This is a genomic window from Streptomyces chartreusis NRRL 3882 (assembly GCF_900236475.1).
In the GTDB taxonomy this organism is placed as follows: Bacteria; Actinomycetota; Actinomycetes; order Streptomycetales; family Streptomycetaceae; genus Streptomyces; species Streptomyces chartreusis_D.
In genome coordinates this window covers 1,041,232-1,062,202 of record NZ_LT963352.1, presented here as the reverse complement: position 1 = coordinate 1,062,202, position 20,971 = coordinate 1,041,232, and the positions used below count along the sequence as shown (strand labels likewise).

The window sequence follows — 20,971 nt, the reverse complement described above, 5'->3', positions numbered from 1 at the left end:
CTTCAGGGGCGCGACCAGCCCCCGCCGGCCCGCTGACAATCACGCAGACTCCAGTGCCCAGGCGACATCCCTCAGCAGGGCATGACGCCACCCCGCCCGGTCATGGCCAAAGGCGCCGCGCGAAACCCGCACCGTCGCCCCGGCCTGCTCGGCCAAGACCTCCACGACCTCGCAATGCGGCAGCATCCGCGTCTCGTGTTCCCCCACGTCGAACGCGACCCGCGCCCCCGACAGATCCGCCCCCTCCCGCAGCCGCGCGGCGATCACACCACCCACCGCACCTCCCAACGGGTCCGCCGAACCCATCGCGTCGGACGTCCACCAGAACGACCCCGACTGACAGGCCACACGCGACACCAGCCCCGGAAACTCCAGCGCCGCGTACACCGCGCTCAGCCCACCGAGGCTCTGCCCGGCGACCACCAACCGGTCGAGGTCGGCGGGGACCCCGCACTCCGCCACCAGCGGCAGCAGTTCGTCCCGGACCGCCTCCCACAGCTCGGGCCGGCACGCGAACTCCGCCTTCCTGTCCCTGGCCGGCAGGAAGACGAGGGTGACCGGCGGCATCTCACCACCGGCGACCGCCGAGTCGAACGCGCTCATGGCCGGGTGCAGAAACAGCCAGTCGTCCCCGTCGAGCAGCAGGACCACCGGCCCGCCGCCACCCGCCGGATGCACGCGCACGGTCCGTCGCCCGCCCAGCCTTTCACTGGCCCAGCGGATCCGGGTACGGGGCAGAGGCAGCACGCCGTCGGCTCCGACAGCGGGCCAGTGCGGCTGGGCGGGCGCGTCCGGCGTCGCGGCGATGGACCGGTCACCACCCGCAGCGACCGGGTTGAAGGGGTCCGCGTGCGCCTCCTCTCCCACGCGGAACTGGTACGTCACCCGCAGCCGCGCGGGCATGCGCACTTCGGCGTACCAGCAGTCCGTGTCACCGAACCGGCGCAGGGGAACCGGCTCGGACCAGCTCTCGAAGTCGATGGTCGCCGCGCTGGACCCACGCCACAGGAAGAGGGTCCTCCAGCCGTCGCCGTCGGGTATCGACGCGGGTGTCCGCGCGGCCGCCCAGAACGCGTCGGTGCCGGGTGCCCCGGGCAGTCCGAACCCGGCGAACGTGTCGTCCCCCACCAACCTCATGGAACGTCTCCTTGTGGAGCGGAAAGCGAGAAGGCTAAGCTCACTTGCGATTAGGCGAGCCTAACCTAATATGGGAGGCACCGGCACATGAGCACCAACCCCTTCGACGACGCCGACGGCCGTTTCCTCGTCCTCGTCAACGACGAGGGCCAGCACTCGCTCTGGCCGTCCTTCGCGGACGTGCCCGGGGGGTGGAGCATCGCCTTCGAGGAGAACACCCGGGCGGCCTGCCTGGAGTACGTCGAGGCCAACTGGACGGATCTGCGCCCCCGTTCCCTCGCCGAGTCCATGGACGCCTGACGCCCGATGCTCTGCACCAGACTGACGAACGCCCGCTTCGTCACCATGGACCCGGCCCACCCCGTCGCCCACGACCTGGGCATCTGGCGGGGCCGGATCGTCGGCCTGGACGAGGCCGTGACCTCGCTGCCCGCACGGGAGGTGATCGACCTCCAGGGCGCCACCGTGCTGCCCGGGTTCATCGACGCCCATGTGCACCTGGCCTGGACCGGCTTCAAGCAGGACACACCGAGCATCGCGGGCCGCACGCGGATCGACGACGTGCTGGCAGTCGTGGCGGAAGCCGTCCGCCGGTCGGCCGCGCCCGGCGCCTGGGTCAGCATCGCCGGCTACGACCAGCGGGCCCTGGGCCGCCATCTGACCGCCGCGGAGCTGGACCGGGTGAGCCACGGGCGCAAGGTGTTCGTGCTGCACGACTCCGGACACGGCTGTGTCGTCAACACCGCCGTCCTGGACCTGCTCCCCGACGGCGTCCCCCACGAGAACGGCTTCCTCGCCGAGGGCGCGATGGGCGCCGCCCGCGCACTGCGTCTGCCGTACTCCCAGGAGGAACTCGCCGAGGCGATCGGACGCGCCGCCCGGACCTGCGTCGCCGAAGGCGTCACCGCATGCGCCGAGGCGGGCATCGGCGGCACCCTGTTCGGGCACAGCCCGGTCGAACTCGGCGCCTACCAGCTCGCCCGCGAGAAGGGCTTGTTGCCCCTGCGGGTGCAGCTCATGGTCGCCGCGGACCGGCTGCGGCCCGTCGCCGCGCACGAGGCCGACGGCATTCCCAGGGCCCTCGACCTCGGCCTGCGCACGGGCCTCGGCGACGACTGGCTCTCCGTCGGCGCCCTGAAGGTCTACACCGACGGCGGCATGATGGCCCGTACCGCCGCGTTGAGCAGCCCGTACGAAGGGCTGGACCACGCCGGCCAGTTGCAGGACGACCCGGACACGCTCACCGAGACGATCGTGGCCGGCCACCTCGCCGGCTGGCAGCTCGCCGTGCACGCCATCGGCGACCGCGCTGCCGACGTCGCCCTCGACGCCCTGGAACGGGCCCAGCGCCTCCGTCCGCGCCACGGCGTCCGGCACCGCGTCGAACACGCGGGCCTCATCCGCCCCGACCAGCTCTCGCGCATGGCGCGGCTCGGCGTGAGCGCGGTCGTCCAGCCCAACTTCCTGCGCTACTTCGGCGACGACTACGCGGCGATCATGGGCGAGGAGCGCGCGCCGTGGCTGTACCGGGGCAAGGGATTCCTGGACCACGGCATCACCCTCGTCGGCAGCTCCGACCGGCCGGTCACCGACGGCTCCCCGCTGCGGGCCGTCCAGTTCATGGTCGAGCGCGCCTCCGAGTCCGGCCAGGTGATCGGCCCGGACGAGGGCATCACCGTGGCCGAGGCGCTGCGCGCCTACACCGTCGCCGGTGCCCATGCCTGCCACTGGGAGGACAGCGCCGGCAGTCTCTCCCCGGGCAAGCGCGCCGACCTGGTGGTGCTCGGCGACGACCCGTGGCGCGTCGACACCTCCCGCATCGGCGACATCGAGGTGGTGGCGACGTACGTCGACGGCCGCGACCGACACGACGGCGGATCCGAAGGCGGGGCAGGCAAGCCTTGAACACGGCTGCGCCGCCCACCGCTCCGCCGTCGCCGCGTGCTCCTCTCACAGCGACCCCGGTCGTACGCCCCGCCCGCCCGGAGGACGCCGCCGCACTCGCGGCCCTGTCCCGACCCTTCGTGCACGCAGGAGCGTTACGCCGACGACCCCTGACGCTGTATGCCGCCCACGCGGCCGACTTCCTCGTGGCCGAGGGACCCGACGGCACTCTGGAGGGCTGCCTGGCCCTGCGCGTCCACGCGGCCCACACGGAGGGGAGCCGCGGTCCCGCGGGTGTTCTCTACAACTTCTGCGTGGCCCGGCACCGGCAGGGCAGCGGGCTGGGAGGCCAACTGATGCGTGCCGTACTGGCCAGGGCGCGCGCCCGGTCGCTGGGCTCCTTGTTCACCGCGACGGTCGGCAGCGGCAGCCTCTTCCTCAGACACGGGTTCGCCCCGGCCGGCGTGCGCCTCGCGCCTGAGGCCTGGGCGACGTCCCTGGACCCGAGCCGCAACGCGCGCGTCCTCATGCGAACGCTGTGAACCTCCGGCAACACATCACGGGCACATGTCTCCCTCTCCCTCCGGCACGGCGGCCGCCGGCCGGCCACCCGGCCGACTCGCCCGGTGCTGACCGGCCGGGCGGGCCAGCGCGTCGACGGTCGCGGAGAACAGCCACGGCAGCCGCTGCGCCAGAGGAACCAGCGCCGCGCGAGCCGGGGGCACCCGCGTCACGCCGAGCAGCGCGTGGGTCAGCCAGCGGTAGCGCCGTGTGAGCTCCCGCCACTCCCGCTCGTAGCCCACCAGGTCACCGCTGGTGACGGCCCGGACGGCCGCCGGCGCCTGCGCGAGCGCCAGCGCGATGCCCTCACCGGTCAGCGCGTCGACGTAACCGGCGGCATCGCCGACGAGCAGCACCCGGCCGGCGGTGCGTGCGCTGGTGTCCTGGCGCAGAGGGCCCGCCCCGCGCACCGGTCCGGCGTGCCGGGCCCCGGCCAGCCGCTCCCGAAGCTCGGGGAAGGCGGCGAGGTGGTCGTCGAACGACCCGCGGGCGGCGGTGAGCACCGCGACACCCACGAGGTCGTCGGCCACCGGGGTCACGTAGGCCTCCGCGCACCGGGCCCAGTGCACCTCGACGTGGTCGCTCCAGGGGGCGAGCTCGTAGTGGCGCCGCAAACCGTGCCGCGGGCGGACCCGGCGTGGCCGGTCGAGGCCAAGGGCCCGGCGGATCGGCGAGTGAAGGCCGTCGGCCGCGACGAGGTGGCCGGCACGAGTGCCGTCGACCGACACACCGTCCTCGTCCTGCTCGACACGGTGCGCGGTGCGCTGCTCGACCCGTACACCCTCCGCCAGCACCGTCTCCCGCAGTGCCGCGTGCAGCGTCGTGCGACGCACCCCGCGGCCCGCGCCCGCTCCGAAGTCGGCATCGACCCGGCGCGCTCCGGCGACATAGCGGATGCCCCGCAGGTCGTGGCCCGCAGGGAGCGCGCCCAGCGCCGCCAAGGCGGTGACGGCACCCGGCATCAGTCCCTCGCCGCACGCCTTGTCGACGACGCCCGCACGCCGCTCCCACACGGCGACGTCGAGCCCAGCCCGGACGGCGTGCAGGGCCGTGGCCAGGCCCGCCGGGCCCCCACCGACGACGAGCAGGTCCATGCGCACCTCCTTCAGGCCAGTTGTGCCAGCGCCGCGTCCTCGGCGCGGATGCGGGTGGCGAGCAGGAACCCGTTCAGCGCGGTGAAGACGACCGCCGTGACCCAGGCCGAGTGCACCAGGGGCAGCGCGAGCCCCTCCACGACGACGGCGACGTAGTTGGGGTGCCGGATCCAGCGGTAGGGGCCGCCCGTCACGCGCGCAGCACCCGGCACGACGATCACCCGGGTGTTCCACTGCCGTCCCAAGGTGGCGATGCACCACCAGCGCAACGCCTGCGCGGCAGCGACGAGGGCGAGCATCGTCCAGCCGAGGACCGCTGCCGTGTCCGGTCGGCGCGTCCACACCTCCACGAGCGCGCCGGCCAGCAGACCCGTGTGCAGCACCACCATGAACGGGTAGTGCCCCCGCCCGGACTCCACGCCGCCCCGCGCGAGGCTGAGGGCGGCGTTGCGCCGGGACACGGCCAGTTCGGCGACCCGCTCCAGTGCGACGGCCAGGACCAGGACGGTGAACAGGACCTCGCTGCTCACCGCTCACCACCAGGAGCGCGCAGGAGCACGAACTCGGAACAGAAGCCCGGGCCCATGCCGAGCATGAGCCCGTAGGAGCCGGGCGGGAGCTGACGGTGGGCGAGCGTGTCCGCCATGACGTGCAGCACCGAGGAGGAGGACAGGTTGCCGATCCTGCGCAGCGAGTCCCAGGTCATGCCCAGGGCGTCCCGCTCGACCCCGAGGGCGTCCTGGAGCGCTTCGAGGACCTTGGGGCCGCCGGGGTGCGCGACGTACCAGCCCACGTCGTCGCGGGTCAGCCGGTGGTCCGCCAGGAAGCCGCGGACGTCGTCGCCGATGTGACGGCGCACCAGGTCGGGTACCGAGGGGTCGAGCACGATCCTCAGCCCGCCGGAGCCGACGTCCCAGCCCATCATGCGCTCCGAGTCGGGGTACAGACGGCTGCGCGACGCGAGCACCTCGGGACGAGCCGGATCGCCGGACTGCGCGAGCGCGTGCTCGGACCCGACGGCGACCACCGCCGCGGCGCCGTCCCCGAACAGGCCGCTGGCCACGAGGTTGGCGACCGAGGTGTCGTCGCGCTGCAGCGTGAGCGAGCACAGCTCGACCGACATCAGCACCGCGACCCCGTCCGGCCGGCCGCGCAGCAGGTCGTGCAGGCGGGCGACACCGGCCACGCCCGCCACGCAGCCGAGGCCGACCAGGGGCAGGCGCACCACGTCGGGCCGCAGCCCGATCTCCGCCGCGACGCGGGCCTCGAGCGAGGGGACGGCCAGGCCGGTCACCGTGCACGACACGATGTAGTCGACGTCGGCCGGTGTGAGGCCGACGTCCTTGAGCGCGTCGACGACAGCGCGGGCGCCGAGCTCGACGCCGGCCCGGATGAAGAGGTCGTTCGACTGGCCGAAGCTCTTCAGCCGGGCGTACTCCTCCAGCGGGAGCACGGTGTGCCGGGTCTCGACGCAGACGTTGCGGTGGAACCGTTCCACGATGCCCCGGTTGACCGTGTCCTCGACCAGCATGGTGGTGAAGGACTCGGTGATCTCCTCCTGCCGGTGGCGGTGCTCGGGCAGGGCGCCGCGAACGCTGAGGACGCGCATGGTCATGCTGGCTCCTGTGGTCGGCTGGGCGAGTGGGTGGACGCGACGAACGCCCGAGCGAGGCCGAGGGCGACGGTGGGGAAGGTGAGGGAGAGCGTCATCAGCCGGCCGCCACGAGCAGGACGACGTCGAGCAGGGCGATGGCCACCGCGGCCCGGAAGGGAGTACGACCGCGGGCGACCGGCGTGCCCAGTGCGAGGGCCGTCACCAGCGCGAGGACCGCCCACGCCCATGCCGGGGGCGGTCCCGGGGGGCCCAGCACGGCGAGCAGCGAGGCGGCGGGCAGCAGCACGGCGGCAAGGACGCGCGAGCGACGTTCGCCGATCCGGTGCGGGAGGCCGCGGACGCCGGTGCGCTCGTCGTCGGCGAGGTCGGGCAGCGTGTTGAGCAGGTGCGCCCCGACACCGAGCGTGGCGCCGGCGCCGGTCATCCACAGCGGCGCCCAGCCCTGGGCGGGGCCGGCGAGGGTGACGACCGAGGGCAGCGTCCCGAAGGCGCAGGCGTACGGTGCCCACGACCACGCGGTCGCCTTGAGCCCCAGGTTGTAGGCGTGGCCCGCACCGGTGGCGAGGGTGGCGTTGACCAGCGCACTGCGCCAGTCGGCCAGCGCGGACAGCACGAGGCAGGCGAGTGCGGCCACGACCAGGGCCGGCACCACCCGGCTGACCGGGAGGGCTCCGACGGCCAGAGGCTTGTCGGCGCGACCGACGGCCCGGTCGCGACGCAGGTCCAGAAGGTCGTTGCCCCAGCCGATCGTCAGCTGGCCGGTGAACACCGCCGCGGTGACGGCGACGGCGTCGAGGGGGTGCAGGTCGGCGCGGAGTGCGAGCAGGCCCGCGACGGTGGTGACCGCGAGGGCGGGACCGCCGTGGGCGGCGGTGAGCAGCGCGGGCACGGGCGGCGGCCCGGGGCGCGCCGGGAGCGCGCGGGTGGTCACGGGCATCGCCGCGCCTCGACCAGTCCGTGGGGCCGGCCGGGCTCCATGGGCGCCCTGCTCGTGTCCGTCGTCGGGACTCCGCAGTCCATGTCGAGCCACACGGTGTCGACCCGCAGGAGGCGCACGTGCCCGAGGCGTTGGTGCGGGCGTCGTACGGCAGCGGAGCCGATGCTTCCCGTCGCACGGGTGACCATGATGGGCATGCAGCATCGCTGCCACGTTGCCCGCCCGCTCACACGAGGCACTCCGGCATCCGGTGGAACGTCCGCAGCGTCGGCAGCCCTCGGCGGTGCGCTGCGTCGTGCCGCCGTCCCGCGCGGGCGGGCTGCTCATGACGCCGCCATCTGTTCCGCCCCGGACGACGACGTCGCAGAATGGGACCGTGGACATGGACGTCCTGACGGTTTCCGGCGTGCGGGACAGGCTCGGCAAGGCGCTCTTCAGCCACGTCGCGGGGCCGGACGGTCCCGCCAACCGGGCCCGCATCCACAACACCCCGGGGACGCGGTGGTTCGGCGCGGAACGGCCCATCCGCGTGGTGCACGGCGACGCCTCGATGTTCATCGGCGGACTGCGCGCCCTGCTGCTGCAATCCCTGCACCCGCTGGCCATGGCCGCCGTGGCCGCTCATTCCGGATACCGCGGCGACCCCTGGGGGCGGTTGCAGCGCACGAGTACGTTCCTCGCCGTGACGACCTTCGGAACCGCCGAGGACGCCCGCAGTGCCGTCGAACGGGTCCGCGCGATCCATGAGCGGGTCAAGGGGGTGACAGCGCAGGGCGAGCCCTACTGGGCCGCCGATCCCCACCTGCTCGAGTGGGTGCACGTCACCGAGACGGACAGCTTCCTGCGCGCCCATGAGCGCTTCGGGGCCCGGCCCTTGGCATCCACCGACTACGACGCCTACGTGGCGGACACGGCGAAGGTGGCGACGGCGCTCGGGGTGCCGGACCCGCCACGGACGCGGGCGGAGCTCGAAGCACGCCTGGACACGTACCGTCCGGAACTCCGTGCCACGCCGGAGTGCCGGGCGACCGCGCGCTTCCTGCTGATCCAGCCACCGCTGCCGCTTGCCGCCCGGCCCGCCTACGCTCTACTCGCCGCCAACGCGGTGACGTCCCTCCCGGGGTGGGCCCGCGGGCTGCTGGGGCTTCCGCGCGTCCCCGTGTTCGAGGATGTCGCGATACCGCTCACCGGCCATGCCCTGACCAGGGTGATCAGGTGGAGCATGAACCCCCCGGCGTGACGGCGACCGGCCCCGGCGACGCCGACGGGTCGGTGTGAGGCCTGGAACACCCCCGGACAGCTGACCGGACATGCGAATGGCTGCACGCTGCGGAGCCCGCCCTTGACCTGCACAAAGCAGGCAGGGAGCAGACGTACCGGAGTTTTCGCATGCTTCGTACGATGTTCAAGTCCGAGGTGCTCGGCGAGGAACGGCAGGACGGCGAAGAAGCCGACAGGTGAGTTGGGTCAGGATCAGCAGCCGCAGCAGCGGTGACAGATGCTTCCGGGTCCGCTCGCGTGAAGGCTTGGTCGTCCGGACGGTTCGGCGGGTCCGCTCCACGGAGGGACGACGCGGGCCGCCTCAGCCGCGTGATGCGTATTCCACCGGCCGCCGTGACCGCGAGCGCCGCGAGCAGGGCCCAGGACGGCGGCCGGGGCGAGGACCGCCCAGGGGGCGCGTTCGGCATACGACTGGTTCTCGGCATCGTTGCGGACATCAAGAGATGATCCCGCAACGACCGCCGGCCGGATGCCGCTACCGAGGCCACTGCGCCGAGGCGGCCGGAGTGGTCGGTTACCTGGTCTTGAACCGGTCCGGGCGCACGAAGTCCAGGCCGTCGATGGTCTGCTTGCCGAGCGCCTCGTGTGCGGCGATGTGGCCGTAGCCGGTCGCCATTTTGAAGCCCTTTCCGGAGAATCCGGTGGCACAGTAGATCCTGCTGTGCTCGTCCAGCCAGCCGACGAGGGGGTGCCTGTCCTCGGTGAACAGGTCGGGGAAGGCGTCGGATCGCGCGATGGTGGGGATCAGGCCGGGGAAGAAGTCGGTGACGATTTCGGTGACCTTTTCGATTTCTTCCCGGGTGAGTTCCCTGGGCACGGCGTCCGGGTCGGGAGTTGCCCTTGCGCGCCCGGCCAGCGGTCCGTCCACTGATGCCTTGACCGTCACGCCGTCGACGGCGGGTGCGCCGTACATGGAGCGATCCTCGTACCACCGGCTGAAGGCGGGGAAGTTCTCCGGCGAGAACTGCGTGCCGTCCTGGGCGATGAACCAGGTCAGGACGATCCGATGGGTTTCCGTGACGGCCTTCAGGTGATCGGGCATGAGCCTTCGGGACCAGCCGCCCGAGGCGATGATGACCTTCTCGAACGTCCAGGTTCTGGCGCCCGAGGTGACGACCACACCGTGTTCGGTTTCGGTGATGCTGTCCACGGGTGTGTTCTGAAGGACGGTTGCGCCGTTGGCCTGGGCCGCCGCGACGGCGGCGCTGACGGCGCGGTCGGTGCGCAGAACGCCGGCGCGGGGGTCGTAGACGGCGCAGTCGTCGGGGCGGAGGTTGTGCTGGGGGTAGCGTTCCGCCAACTCCTCCCGGCTCAGGACGCTGTGCTCGGCTCCGTTGACGCGCGTGGTCTCGAGGAGGCTGTTGATGTAGTTGCCGTTCGCCGTGCCGATGGACAGGCCCCCGGTACGGGTGAGGATGTCCTGCCCGGTTTCCGCTTCGAGCTCGGCCCACAGGCCGCGGGAGCGTTCGATGATGGGGTAGTACTCGGGCCTGCCGAGGTAGATCATGCGGAACAGGCGGGTGTCCCCGCCCACCGCACTGCGGCCGTGGGCGGGGGTGGCGGCCTCGAAACCGACTACCGAGTCGGACAGCCGGGAGGCCTGCCACAGGGCCATGCTTCCGATGCTGCCCAAGCCGATGACTGCGAGTTTTGCGTCCATGACAGCAGTTCCCTTTGCGTCTACTCGTGAAGTCCTGCGAGGCGGCTACCGAATCTGGCCAGGAGTGAGGTCTTGCTGGAACCCCTGCGCTCTTCCCACTGGTCGGCGATACCGAAGAGCCGGTACATGGCGTGAACGCCCAGCCAGCGGATGGGTTCCGGTTCCCACTTCCGTGCCCGGTAGCCGACCCAGGGAAGAGTGGTCCGTTCGGTTTCTCTCTCGAAGGCGAGCTCCACGAGAGTCCTGCCGCCGACATAGGCCGAGGTGACACCGTGTCCTGCATAGCCGGTGGACGATCCGACCCCGGACGCCGGGTCCCAGTGCACGCCGCCGTTCCAGTCCCGCGTGACGCCCAGGACGCCCGACCAGGCGTGATCCACCTCGAAGGGGATCCCCGGGAAGAAGGAACTGAGCTTGTGCGAGATCAGGTCGATGGTGGACTGAGCGGTCGCACCGGCGCCCCCGGTGCCGGACCCGAAGCGGTAGGGGACACCACGGCCCCCCATGGCGATACGGCCGTCCGACGTCCGCTGGGAGTAGATGAACGTGTGCGCGGAGTCGTTGAGGCACTGCGGCCCGTCCCAGCCGATCTGCTGCCACGCCTCCTCCGGCAGGGGCTTGGTCACGATCATCGAGGAATTGACCGGGATCACGCTCCGGCGGCCCAGCAGCGGTCCAGAATAGCCTTCGGTGCAGATGAACGTCTTCGCCGCGGTGACACGCCCGTGGGCCAGGGTGAGGGTCCTGCCCCCGACACTGTCCACGCGGCTGCCCTCGTAGATGCTGACCCCCATGGAGGTCAGGGTGTCGGCGAGGCCGTAGACGAGTTTCGCGGGGTGGAGCCGCGCGCAGTGCTTGTAGAAGAGCCCGCCGTGGACGGTGGAGATGTTGATCTGTGACTGGAACTCGTCCCGGTCGAGCAGTCGGATCTCGTCCTCGGTCAGCCCGTACTTCATGTCGGTATCACGCCTGGTGACCAGCCGGCCCAGTCCCGCCTGAGTATGGGCGGCGACGAGCGCGCCACCCTTGTGCTGATCGGCGTCGATGCCCTCGGCCTCAAGGATGTCCAGGACAGCGTCGACGCCGGCGACGAACTCCTGCTGCAGTGCCCGGCTCGCTTCCAGCCCACCACCGACGCGGGCGAAGGTGGCACGGTTTCCCGGGGGCATGGCCGAGAGCCAGCCGCCGTTGCGTCCTGATGCGCCGTATCCGACCTGTTCGGCCTCGAAGACAGCGACCGAGAGGGACGGTTCGAGCTTCTTGGCGAAGTACGCAGCCCACAGGCCGGTGTAGCCGCCGCCGACAATGGCCACGTCGACACGGTCCTGGCCGGTGAAGCGGGGGAACGAGCGCCTCTTGTCGGCCAGTTGGGCCACCCAGAAGCCGAGCTCTCCGTTTCGAGGGGATGCCGCAAGGGCGTTCATATCGAGTCTTTCTTTCTGCGTCTGGAAACCGTGTGGGCCGGTGCTGGAAGGCGGTGTGGTCGCCCCGACGGGGCGGGCGGAACGACGGGCTCCGTACCTCGATCCGGACCTCCAGCCGCCCGGCGTCGTCCCCATCGCATCGGCGAGGGCGCTGATGGCCGCGACGTTGTCGACGCCGACCCGCAGACGGGTCGTCTCGGCCAGCCACCGGCTCCGCGGCCCTTTCGTTCCCCGCGGGCCGGATGGGGTAGGCGATGAAAATGCCGTCGAATCCGGCCTCGGCGAAGACCTCGGCCTCACCCAGGTTGCCCGCGGTGATTCCTTTGGTCTCCGCCTTGACCTGGCGCCGACCGATCTCAACGCATTTTGTGCGTCTTGACGTGCGGCCCTGACGTCTCGGCTGTGACTCGGCGGCGCCCCGTATACGGTTGATTTCGTCCCGCATCAGGTGGGCCGGCACGATCGGCGCCCGTGGGTGTCGATGCGCTCGACGAGGGCGCCGAGTGCCTGTTGCAGCCGGTTCACAGCTGTACTGCCCATGATCGGTTCGCCGCTACACCGCAGTGCAGACCATCTGGATCTCCACCGGGGTGTTGAGGGGCAGTCCGGCGACACCGATCGCGGTCCGGGCGTGCCGTCCGTTCTCGCCCAGCACCTCGATGAGCAGTTCGCTGGCCGCGTTGGCGACCTGCGACTGCAGACCGAGGTCCGGCGTGCTGGCCACGAAGACGAGCATCTGCACGATCCGGACCCGGTCCAGATCACCCACCGCCTGCACAGCGGCGGCCAGGCAGTTGAGCGCGGCATGGCGCGCGAGCTCCTTCGCGGTCTCCAGCTCCACGTCCCGGCCGACGACACCCTGCCCCAGCAGCTCGCCGTCCTTGTAAGGCAGTTGGCCGGAGATGTGGATGCTGGAGCCCACCGCCCGGTGGTGCACGTAGTACGCGTTACCGGCGAGTTCGGGTAGCTCCAGTCCGAGGTTGTGGAGCCTTTCCGAAGCCGAGTCACCCTTGACGGTTTGAGGCAGGGGCTGACTCATGCCGCCACCGCCTTGCTGTTGATCATTTTTTTGGTTCTCGCTCGGGTGTCAGGGGCGGGGCAGGCCGAAGAGGACGGGGAGGTCGGCGATGTCGGTGATCCGCTCGTAGCCGAGCCAGTGCTCGTCGTGCTCCCAGCCGCGGTCGACGTACACCTTGTTCTCGATGCCCATGATGGCCGCGGAGCGCAGGTCGTACATGGGGCTCGCGGAGACGTGCACGACCTCGTCGGGCGTCACGCCGAGCTTGTCGAACATGTACTCGAAAGCGCGGAGTCGCGGCTTGTAGACGCCCATCTCCTCGGCGCTGATGACGACCTCGAACGGGGCCTTGAGGTTCTCCGCGAGGCGCACGGCGTGCGCGGTGTCGCTGTTGGTGATGATGACCAGCGGGACCGCCTCGGCCAGGCGGTTCAGCGCCTCGGTGACACCGGGGTGCGGGCCCCAGGTGGGGATGCGCTCGTACACGGCCCGCGCCTCGTCCTCGCGGTACTCGAGACCGACCTTGCGCGAGGCGCGTTCCATGGAGCGCGCGACGATCTGGTGGAACGGCTGGTACGCGCCCGTGCACTCGTCGATCCGGTACGCCTTGCAGATCCGCAGGTACTCGTCGGCGACCTCGGCCGGCAGCCGGTCGCCCAGGACCTCACGCATCGCGTCGTTGATGCTGAACTTGATCAGCGTTCCGTTCATGTCGAACGTCACGAACTTGGGCTTGACATTGAATCCCATGAGTCCTCCTGGTGCTTCAGCGGAGCAGCTTGAGCCGCTATGGACGATTGTCGACCAGCGCTGTCGATTGTCGACTATACGGGTATCGACTGTCAACGAGTTTGGGCAGCCGGGTCCCCTCTGGTCATCGGCGGCTCCGCCTCGGCGGGGGCCTCGTCGCAGGCGCCGCACCGGCGCGGCGGAGGGCGTGGACATGGGCTTGCAAGGCGGAGGTGAACGCCGGTCCGTGGCCCGTCACGAGGTTGCGGAGACCCGGGCGTGTGTACGGCGCAGACGCGTTCGGCGGGGGCATCCGTACTCGCATCGCCCATGGCGCGCTCACCAGGAATGCGCCACCACCCGCCTTGCAGAGTGGTTCCCCGGCCCGGCCGGCTCGGGTTCGGTGTGGGACGCGGGGCTGGTCTTCGGCTCCCGCCCTTCGGTGGCGCAACGGAGTTTGTGAATCGTCCACGGCGCCGTGGCGCGAGTTCTGCCGGCCCCGCTTCCACTGCGACCCGGTCGACCAGTCCGGCTCCCGGCAGGGTCGCCCCGTCCGGTACCGCCCCAAGCGCGGCTCCGGCAGGTCGGCTTCACTCTGCTGCAGATCAAAAGCACCCATGGGAGGGGGCTCCGTGCTCAGTAAGCCAAGTTGATTGTCGATGCAAGATCAGTGCAGGTATAGTCGACAAAAGAATGGTCGACAACGACCAAAGGAGGCCTCCGGAGTGGATCACAAGTTCGAGTGGCAGGAGCAGCGGATGACGACGCCGGACGGCGTCTACCGCACACTGCGTGCCGCCATCCTCGACGGGACCGTACCTCCTGGTGGCCAGCTGCGTGAGGCGCACATCGCCGCGGATCTCGGGATCAGCCGGTCCCCGCTGCGCGAGGCGCTGACCAAGCTGGAGGAGGAAGGGCTCGTCGTCAAGATCCCCTACCGCGGGGCCTTCGTCGTAGAAGTGAGCGCCCGTGAGGTCGCCGAGATCGACTCGGTCCGGCTACGTGTCGAGCCGTACGCCGCCGAACTCTCGGCCGAAGCACTGCGCGGTCCCGAGCGGCCTCAGTTGCTGCAAACCGTCGAGGATCTCCGCCGTGCAATGGAGAAGGACGACATCCCGGCCAGCATCGACGCGCACCTCCGTTTCCACGGGCTCTTCTATGATCTCTCGGGGCACGGCGTCCTGCAGAGCCTCTGGAACGGCTGGGAGACCAAGCTGCGCCTCCACCTCAGCGTCGATCACCGCACGTACAGCGACAACCCGCAGCAACTGGTCGTCGAGCACGAGCGGCTGGCCGCGGTCGCCCTGGAAGGCGACACCGACGCGTTCCGCCGGGAACTGGCTGCCCACTTCCCCATGGGGCTGGGAGCCCAGACGGGAGAACCGGGGGAGCGCACGTCCCGGCACATGTGAGGCCATGCTGCCTGCGTGGTCCAAGCCCGCTATCCACCGTGACGCTGTAGACCAGTGCCGGGAAGTCAAGGATCGAGCCCGCAGTATCTACGTGATCTTGTAGTGGGAGGCTGCGCGGGCGGGTCCGTTCTTCCAGGAGACGGTGGGTCGTGGCGGGGCCTTGTGTCATAAGCGCGGCTTCCCCCGCTGAGCAGTCGGCGTCGGAATCGCGATCGCCCCGTATGCCGTCGCCTGCGACGACCTGGAGCGAGGGCAACTCGTCGCACCCTTGAGACAAGCCTGCTCGAAACGATTGCGAACCGGGTGACCGATGGGCTTATCGGGCCTTCGTCGCCCGCCATGCCCTCGCCTGATCCATGACCTCACCGCACGGATGACCGGAGAACGGCTGACCATCAGCGGGGTCGCTTTGCGGCCGAGCCGGGCCGAGGACGGTCCAGGGCGCCAGTTCCGCGTACGGCTGGTTTTCCGAGGGGAGGCGGCCCCGTTCGGCGGTGGGCGGCTGCTCCGCTTGCTCGCTCCTGTTCGAGCGGGGCGGTGGCCTGAACGGTAACGTGTCCAGCCGACCAGGCAGACCGCAAGGCCGGCACCCCAGGCGGACGGCCCGGTCGCCGCGGTGGTCAGCATTCCAGCGAGGACCGCCGGCAAATGTCGACACCATGTGCGTCAGGCCTGCGCCCACCTGCGCCGCCATGCCGAGCCTCAGCCCGGTGACCGTGCACACCGCTGTCACCGCGAGGGCCATACCCACCGCACGCAGCGCGCCGTGGCCCAGGCGGGCCAGTAGATCGCGGCCGAGCGCATACGTACCAGAGAGGGCAGGGCTGCTCGCTCAGCATGTAAGGCAAGCCGCTTGACCTCCATCGGTAGGTGAATTCATAACCAGTGAGGTTGCTGCGGACTACGAGGTCACGTCGTGGTCGCGGATGGCTCTACCATGACGTGACCGGGCTCACCCTCGCCCCGGCTGACTCATGTCCGGCTTCCGCCATGCAACGAGCGTCGGCGGCACCCCCGTGAACAGCCCCGCCGGTGGGCGCCGCAACCCGACTCACGGGAGGCAGACGGTGACAGACGTTCGAGTCGACCGCAGGGCGTTCCTGCGTGGAGTCGGCGGAATTGCGGCAGGCATCGCCGCGACCTCGCTCACCGCGTGCGAGACCCGCGCCGACCGGAATACCTCCAGGCCCAAGAACCCCAAGCTGCTCGTCGTCCGGGACAGCGGGGGCTCTTATGGTGAGGCGAACCGGAAGGCCATCTACGACCCGTTCACAAAAGAGACCGGCATCCAGATCAATGTGGTGAACATCCTGCACGCGCAGATGCTCACCGAGATGAAGGCGGGCCGACCGCAGTTCGACGCCATGGACATCGACATGGTCCTCCTGATGTACTTCCAGCAGGAGGGCGCTTCCGAGGAACTGGACTACGACCGGCTGAAGAACGCCGATAATGCGGGAATCGCCAAATCCCTGCTCGCCTCCCACGGTGTCGGCAAGAACTACTGGGCCAGCGTCTTGGCGTACCGCACTGACGCCTTCGCGGGGAAGAGGCCCGAAACCTGGGCGGACTTCTGGGACACCAGGGCATTCCCGGGCAGCCGCGCGCTGCAGAGCTCGATGGATTATCCGGAGCTGGAGTTCGCTCTCATCGCCGACGGCGTACCACTCGACAAGCTGTACCCCCTCGACGTGGACCGTGCCTTCAAAGCCCTGAACGAGATCAAAGGCTCTGTCCGGACATTCTGGGACAGCGGCGCTGTACCGGGTGAACTGCTGGAGCGCAAGGAGGTCGTTGCCTCCAGCGTCTGGAACGGCCGCATCAGCGATCCGATCCAGCGCGGCGTCCCACTCGCCTGCGCGTGGAACGGCGCCCGCAGGCAGAGCAGCGGCTACGGAATCCCCAAAGGGGCCGCCAATCCCGACGCGGCCTACCGGCTCATCGATTTCGCCCTGCGGCCCGAGGTGCAGGCCGGCTTCGCCCGGATCTACCCCAATGGCCCTGTTGTGCCGGCCGCCTACGGACATCTCTCCGAGGCCACCGCCACGAACCTGCCGAGCACCCCCGGCCACCTGCTGTCCGGCTTCGACCTGGACGTCGAGTGGTGGCTCAAGAACCGGGACTCCGTGGCGAAGCGCTGGCAGGAATGGGTGCGCGCCTGAACTCGACGAGCGTTCGGAACTCCGAGCCATGGGCCTGACTGACAGGAAGCGGGCAGTCGAGATCGACCGCTCCTGGTCCCAAGATCTTATGCCTGGATGTGACTGTATGAGATGAGGAGGCATGGTCAGACATTTTGGTCGTTTCCCGGCTTCACGGCCCCGCACACGCAGCGGCCTGCGTCGCCGTTCGGCGGATGCCCCTCAACGGCACGAGGAGTCCAGCGGGCGCCGTTCGGGGCCGCGCTTCAGCTCGCCCAAGGTACTCAGCGTCGCGGGCCAGGTGTTCCTGCTACAGCTGGTCATCATGGTGCTCTTCGCCGCAGCCGCGGGAGTGGCACTCGTGGTGCAGGCCCGGAACTCGACCATGCAGCAGGCCCGGCACCTGACGTTCGGAGTCGCCGAGGGCTTCGCCCACGCTCCGGGAACGCTGGCCGCCATGAGATCCAAGAACGCCAGTGCGCTGCTGCAGCCACGGGCGGAGGAAGCCCGGAAAAGGGCCGGGGTCGACTACGTCGTCGCCTTCAATCCCCAGGGCTTCCGCTGGACCCACCCCGACCCGAAACTGATCGGGAAGCAGATCTTCGCCCTCCGCGAGGGCCAAACCGTCGACAGACCCTTCACCCAGACCTTCGAGGGCAGTCTCGGCCTCTCCGTGGACTCGACGATCCCCGTTTACGACACCGGCGGGAAGACGATCGTGGGGTTCGTGTCCGTCGGGATCACGGTGGCCAGTGTGAACGACGTGGTGCGGGAGCAGTTTCCAAAGCTGCTCGGATTCGCCGGCGGCGCACTGGCGGTCGCCGCGGGCGGGACGGCATTGGTCTCCTGGCGGTTGCGGCGGCAGACCCGCGGCCTGGATCCTTCCGAGATGACCCGCATGTACGAGCATCATGACGCGGTGCTGCACTCGGTGCGGGAAGGGGTCCTGATCATCGGAGGTGACGGGCTGCTGCTGCTGGCCAACGACGAGGCACGGCGACTGCTGGATCTGCCCGCGGACGCCGAGCAACGCCGCGTCACCGATCTCGGCCTGGAGGCCGACACCGCCGAGCTGCTGGGTTCGGGCCGGACAGCCACCGACGAGGTCCACCTGACCGGCGACCGTCTATTGGCTGTCAACATACGGCCGGTCGACCACCAAGGCGGCGGGCAAGGCAGCGTGGCCACGCTGCGCGACACCACGGAGCTGCGGGCACTGTCGGGCCGGGCAGACCTGGCCAGGGAGCGGCTGCGCCTGTTGTACGAGGCAGGGGTGCGGATCGGCACCACGCTGGATGTGGTGCGCACCGCCCAGGAACTGGCCGAGGTAGCGGTCCCCCGATTCGCCGACGTCGTCACCGTCGACCTGCAGAATCCGGTCCTGGAGGGTGATGAGCCAACCGACCCGGACCTCAAGATGCGCCGCACGGCGGTTCACAGCGTCCAGGGGTCCTGGCCCCTGTTCCCGGTGGGCGAGCTGATCCACTTCGTGCCCAGCAACCCCCTGACTCTGAGCATCCAGCGCGGCCAGGCCGTCCTTGATGCCGACCTGACTGCCTCCCACGGCTGGCGAGCCCAGGACCCCGAACGAGCCCGGCGCATCCTGGATTCCGGCCTCCACTCCTTGATCACCGTGCCGCTCCAGGCCCGCGGCGTGGTGCTGGGCGTGGTCAACTTCTGGCGTGCGGAACAGAACGCCTTCGAGGAAGAGGACCGGGCCTTCGCCGAGGAGCTCGCCGCCCGGGCGGCGGTGGCCATCGACAACGCCCGCCGCTACACCCGCGAGCATGCCCTCGCCGTAACCCTGCAGCGCAGCCTCTTGCCCCGTACCGTGCCCGAGCAGTCCGCCGTAGAGGTCGCCCACCGTTACCTGCCTGCCCGGGCCGGTGTAGGCGGCGACTGGTTCGATGTCATCCCGCTGCCCGGTGCCCGGGTCGCGCTGGTGGTCGGCGACGTGGTCGGCCACGGCCTGCACGCCGCGGCCACCATGGGCCGGCTACGCACCGCGGTGCGTACCTTCTCCTCCCTCGATCTGTCTCCGGACGAGCTGATCAGACACCTCGACGAATTGGTCACCCGAGTCGACAGCGAAGGGGCCGACGGCGAAGGAATCACGGGGGCGACCTGCCTGTACGCCGTCTACGACCCGGTGGCCGGGCTGTGCTCACTGGCCAGGTCCGGGCACCCGGGCCCCGCCCTGGTACACCCGGACGGCAGGGTCGAGCAGTTGCAGGTGCCGGTGTCCCCGCCGCTCGGCCTGGGCGGCGCCCTGCCCTTCGAGAGCGCCGAGTTCACGCTGCCCGAGGGCTCCCAGCTTGTCCTGTACACCGACGGTCTCGTCGAGGACCGGCACCGGGACATCGACACCGGCCTCGACATGCTGCGCGAGGCCCTGCAAGGCCCCGGCCGGACCCCGGAAGAGACCTGTCAGGCCGTCCTCGACGCCCTGCTGCCTGCCCGCCCGAGCGACGACATCGCCCTGCTCGTCGCCCGATTGCGCCTGCTGGATCCTTCCCAGGTCGCCGACTGGGACGTCCCCGGTGATCCCGCCGCCGTCGCCGGGATCCGAGCCCAGGTCGCCCGCCGGTTGGAAGAGTGGGGACTGGAGGAGCTCACCTTCTCCACCGAACTCGTGATCAGCGAGCTGGTGACCAATGCCATCCGCTACGGCACCGAGCCGAGGCAGCTGCGGATTCTGCGGGACGGCCCCAGCCTGATCTGTGAGGTCTCCGATGGCAGCAGCACCTCACCGCACCTGCGCCGGGCGGCCGACACCGACGAAGGAGGGCGGGGGTTGTTCCTGGTTGCTCAGTTCACGCAGCGATGGGGCACCCGTTACGTGCCTCGCGGCAAAGTGATCTGGACCGAGCAGTCACTCAACAGCCAGGCGACTGAACCTGCCGCGGACATGGCCGACGTGCTGCTGGACCAATGGAGCGACGCGGACTGGTGACCGTTGTGGCCATCGGCCCGTGCGCACCTCAGGCCAGAACCTGGCTGCTGCCCGCGACGGCCTCCGGACGGAGCAGGTCGGCCAGGGTCTCGGCGGGCAACAAACCCTTCTCCAGGCGGGTTCGGCGACACCCCGTTCGCTGAAGGGCCTCTTTGGCGACGAGGCGCTGCGCCGGAGCGTCAGCAGGCGCAGGTCGTAGCAGCTCTTGGACAACTTGACGGCGATCCGCTTGAGCACACCGGACATCTGCACGAACGCCCAGCCCTGGTTCGCCTCGACCAAGTAAAAGGACACCAGGCGCTGGGAGATCGGCGCCCACGTCCTGGCCGTACGCCCTGCCGCACTGCAGGGCTCCAGCCTGTCGCCGCAGTCCAGGAACCCATGGTTCGCCACAAGACCGTCCACCTGTCGGTGCCCGACGCCCTGCAGTGCATGGTCGTCGTCAACCGCCTCGACCACGCCGTACGCCATCGGCGACACCCCGCCCCTGCACGCCACAGCCTCCGGGAACGCCGTCCTGGCGTATCTGGGGAAGTCCGAGATAGCCGAGGTCACCGCGGGGACGCTGGAGGGCTACGGCGAGGAGACCATTACCGGCCCGGGGCAGCTGCGCGCGGAGCTCGGCCGCGTGAGCCCGAACTGGGCCGGCTGGTCGCCGAGACGGTGGCGGAGATCACCGCCCGGCACCTGGCCTGACGACGGTCCCGGCGCCGCGGGCATCGCGCGTCGGCATCACTTCACGGTCACGTAGATCTTGCGCACGGTTTCGATGGTCTTCCACGCGCCGACGAAGCCCGGCTTCATGACAAAGCTGTCGCCCGCCTTGTGAACCACCGGCTTGCCACCTTCCGGCGTGAGTTCGACGATGCCGGCGAGGATGTGGCAGAACTCGAACCTCTCGCCCTTGATCGAGCGCATCTCGCCGGGCGCGCCTCCCAGACTCCCGTATGGATCGACTCCCCGGCGACTCTTGGGCCCAGGTCCTGAACATGGGGTCGCCGGAAATCAGGCGTTACGGGAGTGGTCCGGATTCTTGCGCGGCCTGAAGGAGGGACGGGTGTCGATTGTCTTCAGGACGACATGTTCTCTTCTCCTTGGGTTCGGGAAAACGATGAGGCCCTTCGC

18 protein-coding genes and 1 pseudogene are annotated in these 20,971 nt (G+C 70.1%); 8 read left to right on the top strand and 11 right to left on the bottom strand.

Translation table 11 applies throughout. From position 1 onward, the window contains the following. Positions 1-39: 39 nt before the first annotated feature. On the bottom strand, positions 40-1,137 hold the full coding sequence (locus tag SCNRRL3882_RS04840; protein WP_010044894.1) for an alpha/beta hydrolase-fold protein: 1,098 nt from the start codon (positions 1,135-1,137) through the stop codon (positions 40-42). An 87-nt stretch (positions 1,138-1,224) separates the two neighbouring features. Between SCNRRL3882_RS04840 and SCNRRL3882_RS04835 the strand changes: the two genes are divergently transcribed. From SCNRRL3882_RS04835 to SCNRRL3882_RS04825, 3 genes are read left to right on the top strand one after another with little or no spacing between them, the layout of a single operon-like run. Further along, on the top strand, positions 1,225-1,437 hold the full coding sequence (locus SCNRRL3882_RS04835; protein WP_010044896.1) for an MbtH family protein: 213 nt from the start codon (positions 1,225-1,227) through the stop codon (positions 1,435-1,437). A 6-nt stretch (positions 1,438-1,443) separates the two neighbouring features. Then, on the top strand, positions 1,444-3,042 hold the full coding sequence (locus tag SCNRRL3882_RS04830; protein ID WP_010044900.1) for an amidohydrolase: 1,599 nt from the start codon (positions 1,444-1,446) through the stop codon (positions 3,040-3,042). Next, positions 3,039-3,563: a GNAT family N-acetyltransferase gene (locus SCNRRL3882_RS04825; protein ID WP_029181527.1), complete on the top strand. Its 525-nt coding sequence runs from the start codon at positions 3,039-3,041 to the stop codon at positions 3,561-3,563. Before SCNRRL3882_RS04830 ends, SCNRRL3882_RS04825 begins: the two co-directional genes overlap by 4 nt. Positions 3,564-3,578: 15 nt before the next feature. Here the strand turns inward: SCNRRL3882_RS04825 and SCNRRL3882_RS04820 are convergent, their stop codons facing one another. The 5 genes from SCNRRL3882_RS04820 to SCNRRL3882_RS04800 all read right to left on the bottom strand — a co-directional run bounded on the left by SCNRRL3882_RS04820 (position 3,579) and on the right by SCNRRL3882_RS04800 (position 7,425). Then, positions 3,579-4,676 carry an NAD(P)/FAD-dependent oxidoreductase gene (locus SCNRRL3882_RS04820; protein ID WP_010044905.1) on the bottom strand — a complete coding sequence of 366 codons (1,098 nt, stop codon included), beginning with the start codon at positions 4,674-4,676 and terminating at the stop codon, positions 3,579-3,581. Between the two features lie 11 nt (positions 4,677-4,687). Further along, complete coding sequence (locus SCNRRL3882_RS04815; RefSeq protein WP_010044907.1) at positions 4,688-5,206, bottom strand: isoprenylcysteine carboxyl methyltransferase family protein; 519 nt, start codon at positions 5,204-5,206, stop codon at positions 4,688-4,690. Continuing rightward, entirely contained in the window at positions 5,203-6,291 is a 1,089-nt protein-coding gene (locus SCNRRL3882_RS04810; RefSeq protein WP_010044909.1) for a type III polyketide synthase, read from the bottom strand. Before SCNRRL3882_RS04810 ends, SCNRRL3882_RS04815 begins: the two co-directional genes overlap by 4 nt. A 94-nt stretch (positions 6,292-6,385) precedes the next feature. Then, positions 6,386-7,228, bottom strand: a complete 843-nt coding sequence (locus SCNRRL3882_RS04805) for a UbiA family prenyltransferase (RefSeq protein ID WP_010044911.1) — start codon at positions 7,226-7,228, stop codon at positions 6,386-6,388. Beyond that, positions 7,219-7,425 carry a hypothetical protein gene (locus tag SCNRRL3882_RS04800; protein WP_029181529.1) on the bottom strand — a complete coding sequence of 69 codons (207 nt, stop codon included), beginning with the start codon at positions 7,423-7,425 and terminating at the stop codon, positions 7,219-7,221. Before SCNRRL3882_RS04800 ends, SCNRRL3882_RS04805 begins: the two co-directional genes overlap by 10 nt. 185 nt (positions 7,426-7,610) lie before the next feature. Here SCNRRL3882_RS04800 and SCNRRL3882_RS04795 point away from each other — a divergent pair, with 185 nt between their 5' ends. Next, positions 7,611-8,468, top strand: coding sequence for an oxygenase MpaB family protein (locus SCNRRL3882_RS04795; protein WP_010044913.1), 858 nt, complete (start codon positions 7,611-7,613; stop codon positions 8,466-8,468). A gap of 555 nt (positions 8,469-9,023) precedes the next feature. Here SCNRRL3882_RS04795 and solA read toward each other — a convergent pair. From solA to SCNRRL3882_RS04775, 4 genes are all read right to left on the bottom strand, one after another. Then, the gene (solA, locus tag SCNRRL3882_RS04790; protein WP_010044915.1) at positions 9,024-10,169 is read right to left on the bottom strand and encodes an N-methyl-L-tryptophan oxidase; all 1,146 of its coding nucleotides are present in this window, start codon (positions 10,167-10,169) and stop codon (positions 9,024-9,026) included. Between the two features lie 20 nt (positions 10,170-10,189). Next, positions 10,190-11,593 carry an NAD(P)/FAD-dependent oxidoreductase gene (locus SCNRRL3882_RS04785; RefSeq protein WP_063738918.1) on the bottom strand — a complete coding sequence of 468 codons (1,404 nt, stop codon included), beginning with the start codon at positions 11,591-11,593 and terminating at the stop codon, positions 10,190-10,192. 553 nt (positions 11,594-12,146) lie between these two features. Further along, on the bottom strand, positions 12,147-12,632 hold the full coding sequence (locus SCNRRL3882_RS04780) for a RidA family protein (protein ID WP_010044919.1): 486 nt from the start codon (positions 12,630-12,632) through the stop codon (positions 12,147-12,149). Positions 12,633-12,680: 48 nt separating this feature from the next. After that, positions 12,681-13,361 carry a haloacid dehalogenase type II gene (locus SCNRRL3882_RS04775; RefSeq protein WP_010044920.1) on the bottom strand — a complete coding sequence of 227 codons (681 nt, stop codon included), beginning with the start codon at positions 13,359-13,361 and terminating at the stop codon, positions 12,681-12,683. A 704-nt stretch (positions 13,362-14,065) separates the two neighbouring features. Between SCNRRL3882_RS04775 and SCNRRL3882_RS04770 the strand changes: the two genes are divergently transcribed. The 4 genes from SCNRRL3882_RS04770 (at position 14,066) to SCNRRL3882_RS42370 (ending at position 20,597) form a co-directional block, all read left to right on the top strand. Further along, positions 14,066-14,752, top strand: a complete 687-nt coding sequence (locus SCNRRL3882_RS04770; protein WP_010044921.1) for a GntR family transcriptional regulator — start codon at positions 14,066-14,068, stop codon at positions 14,750-14,752. A gap of 1,067 nt (positions 14,753-15,819) precedes the next feature. After that, positions 15,820-16,914 carry an ABC transporter substrate-binding protein gene (locus tag SCNRRL3882_RS04760; protein ID WP_010044922.1) on the top strand — a complete coding sequence of 365 codons (1,095 nt, stop codon included), beginning with the start codon at positions 15,820-15,822 and terminating at the stop codon, positions 16,912-16,914. Positions 16,915-17,218: 304 nt separating this feature from the next. Next, positions 17,219-19,846, top strand: a complete 2,628-nt coding sequence (locus tag SCNRRL3882_RS04755; RefSeq protein ID WP_050810307.1) for a SpoIIE family protein phosphatase — start codon at positions 17,219-17,221, stop codon at positions 19,844-19,846. 307 nt (positions 19,847-20,153) lie between these two features. Next, complete coding sequence (locus SCNRRL3882_RS42370; RefSeq protein ID WP_331852867.1) at positions 20,154-20,597, top strand: IclR family transcriptional regulator domain-containing protein; 444 nt, start codon at positions 20,154-20,156, stop codon at positions 20,595-20,597. Here the strand turns inward: SCNRRL3882_RS42370 and SCNRRL3882_RS41605 are convergent. After that, positions 20,579-20,800 (bottom strand): annotated as a pseudogene (locus SCNRRL3882_RS41605) (cupin domain-containing protein); the annotation flags it as partial. The gene SCNRRL3882_RS42370 and the pseudogene SCNRRL3882_RS41605 sit on opposite strands and share 19 nt — an antisense overlap. Between the last annotated feature and the right edge of the window lie 171 nt (positions 20,801-20,971).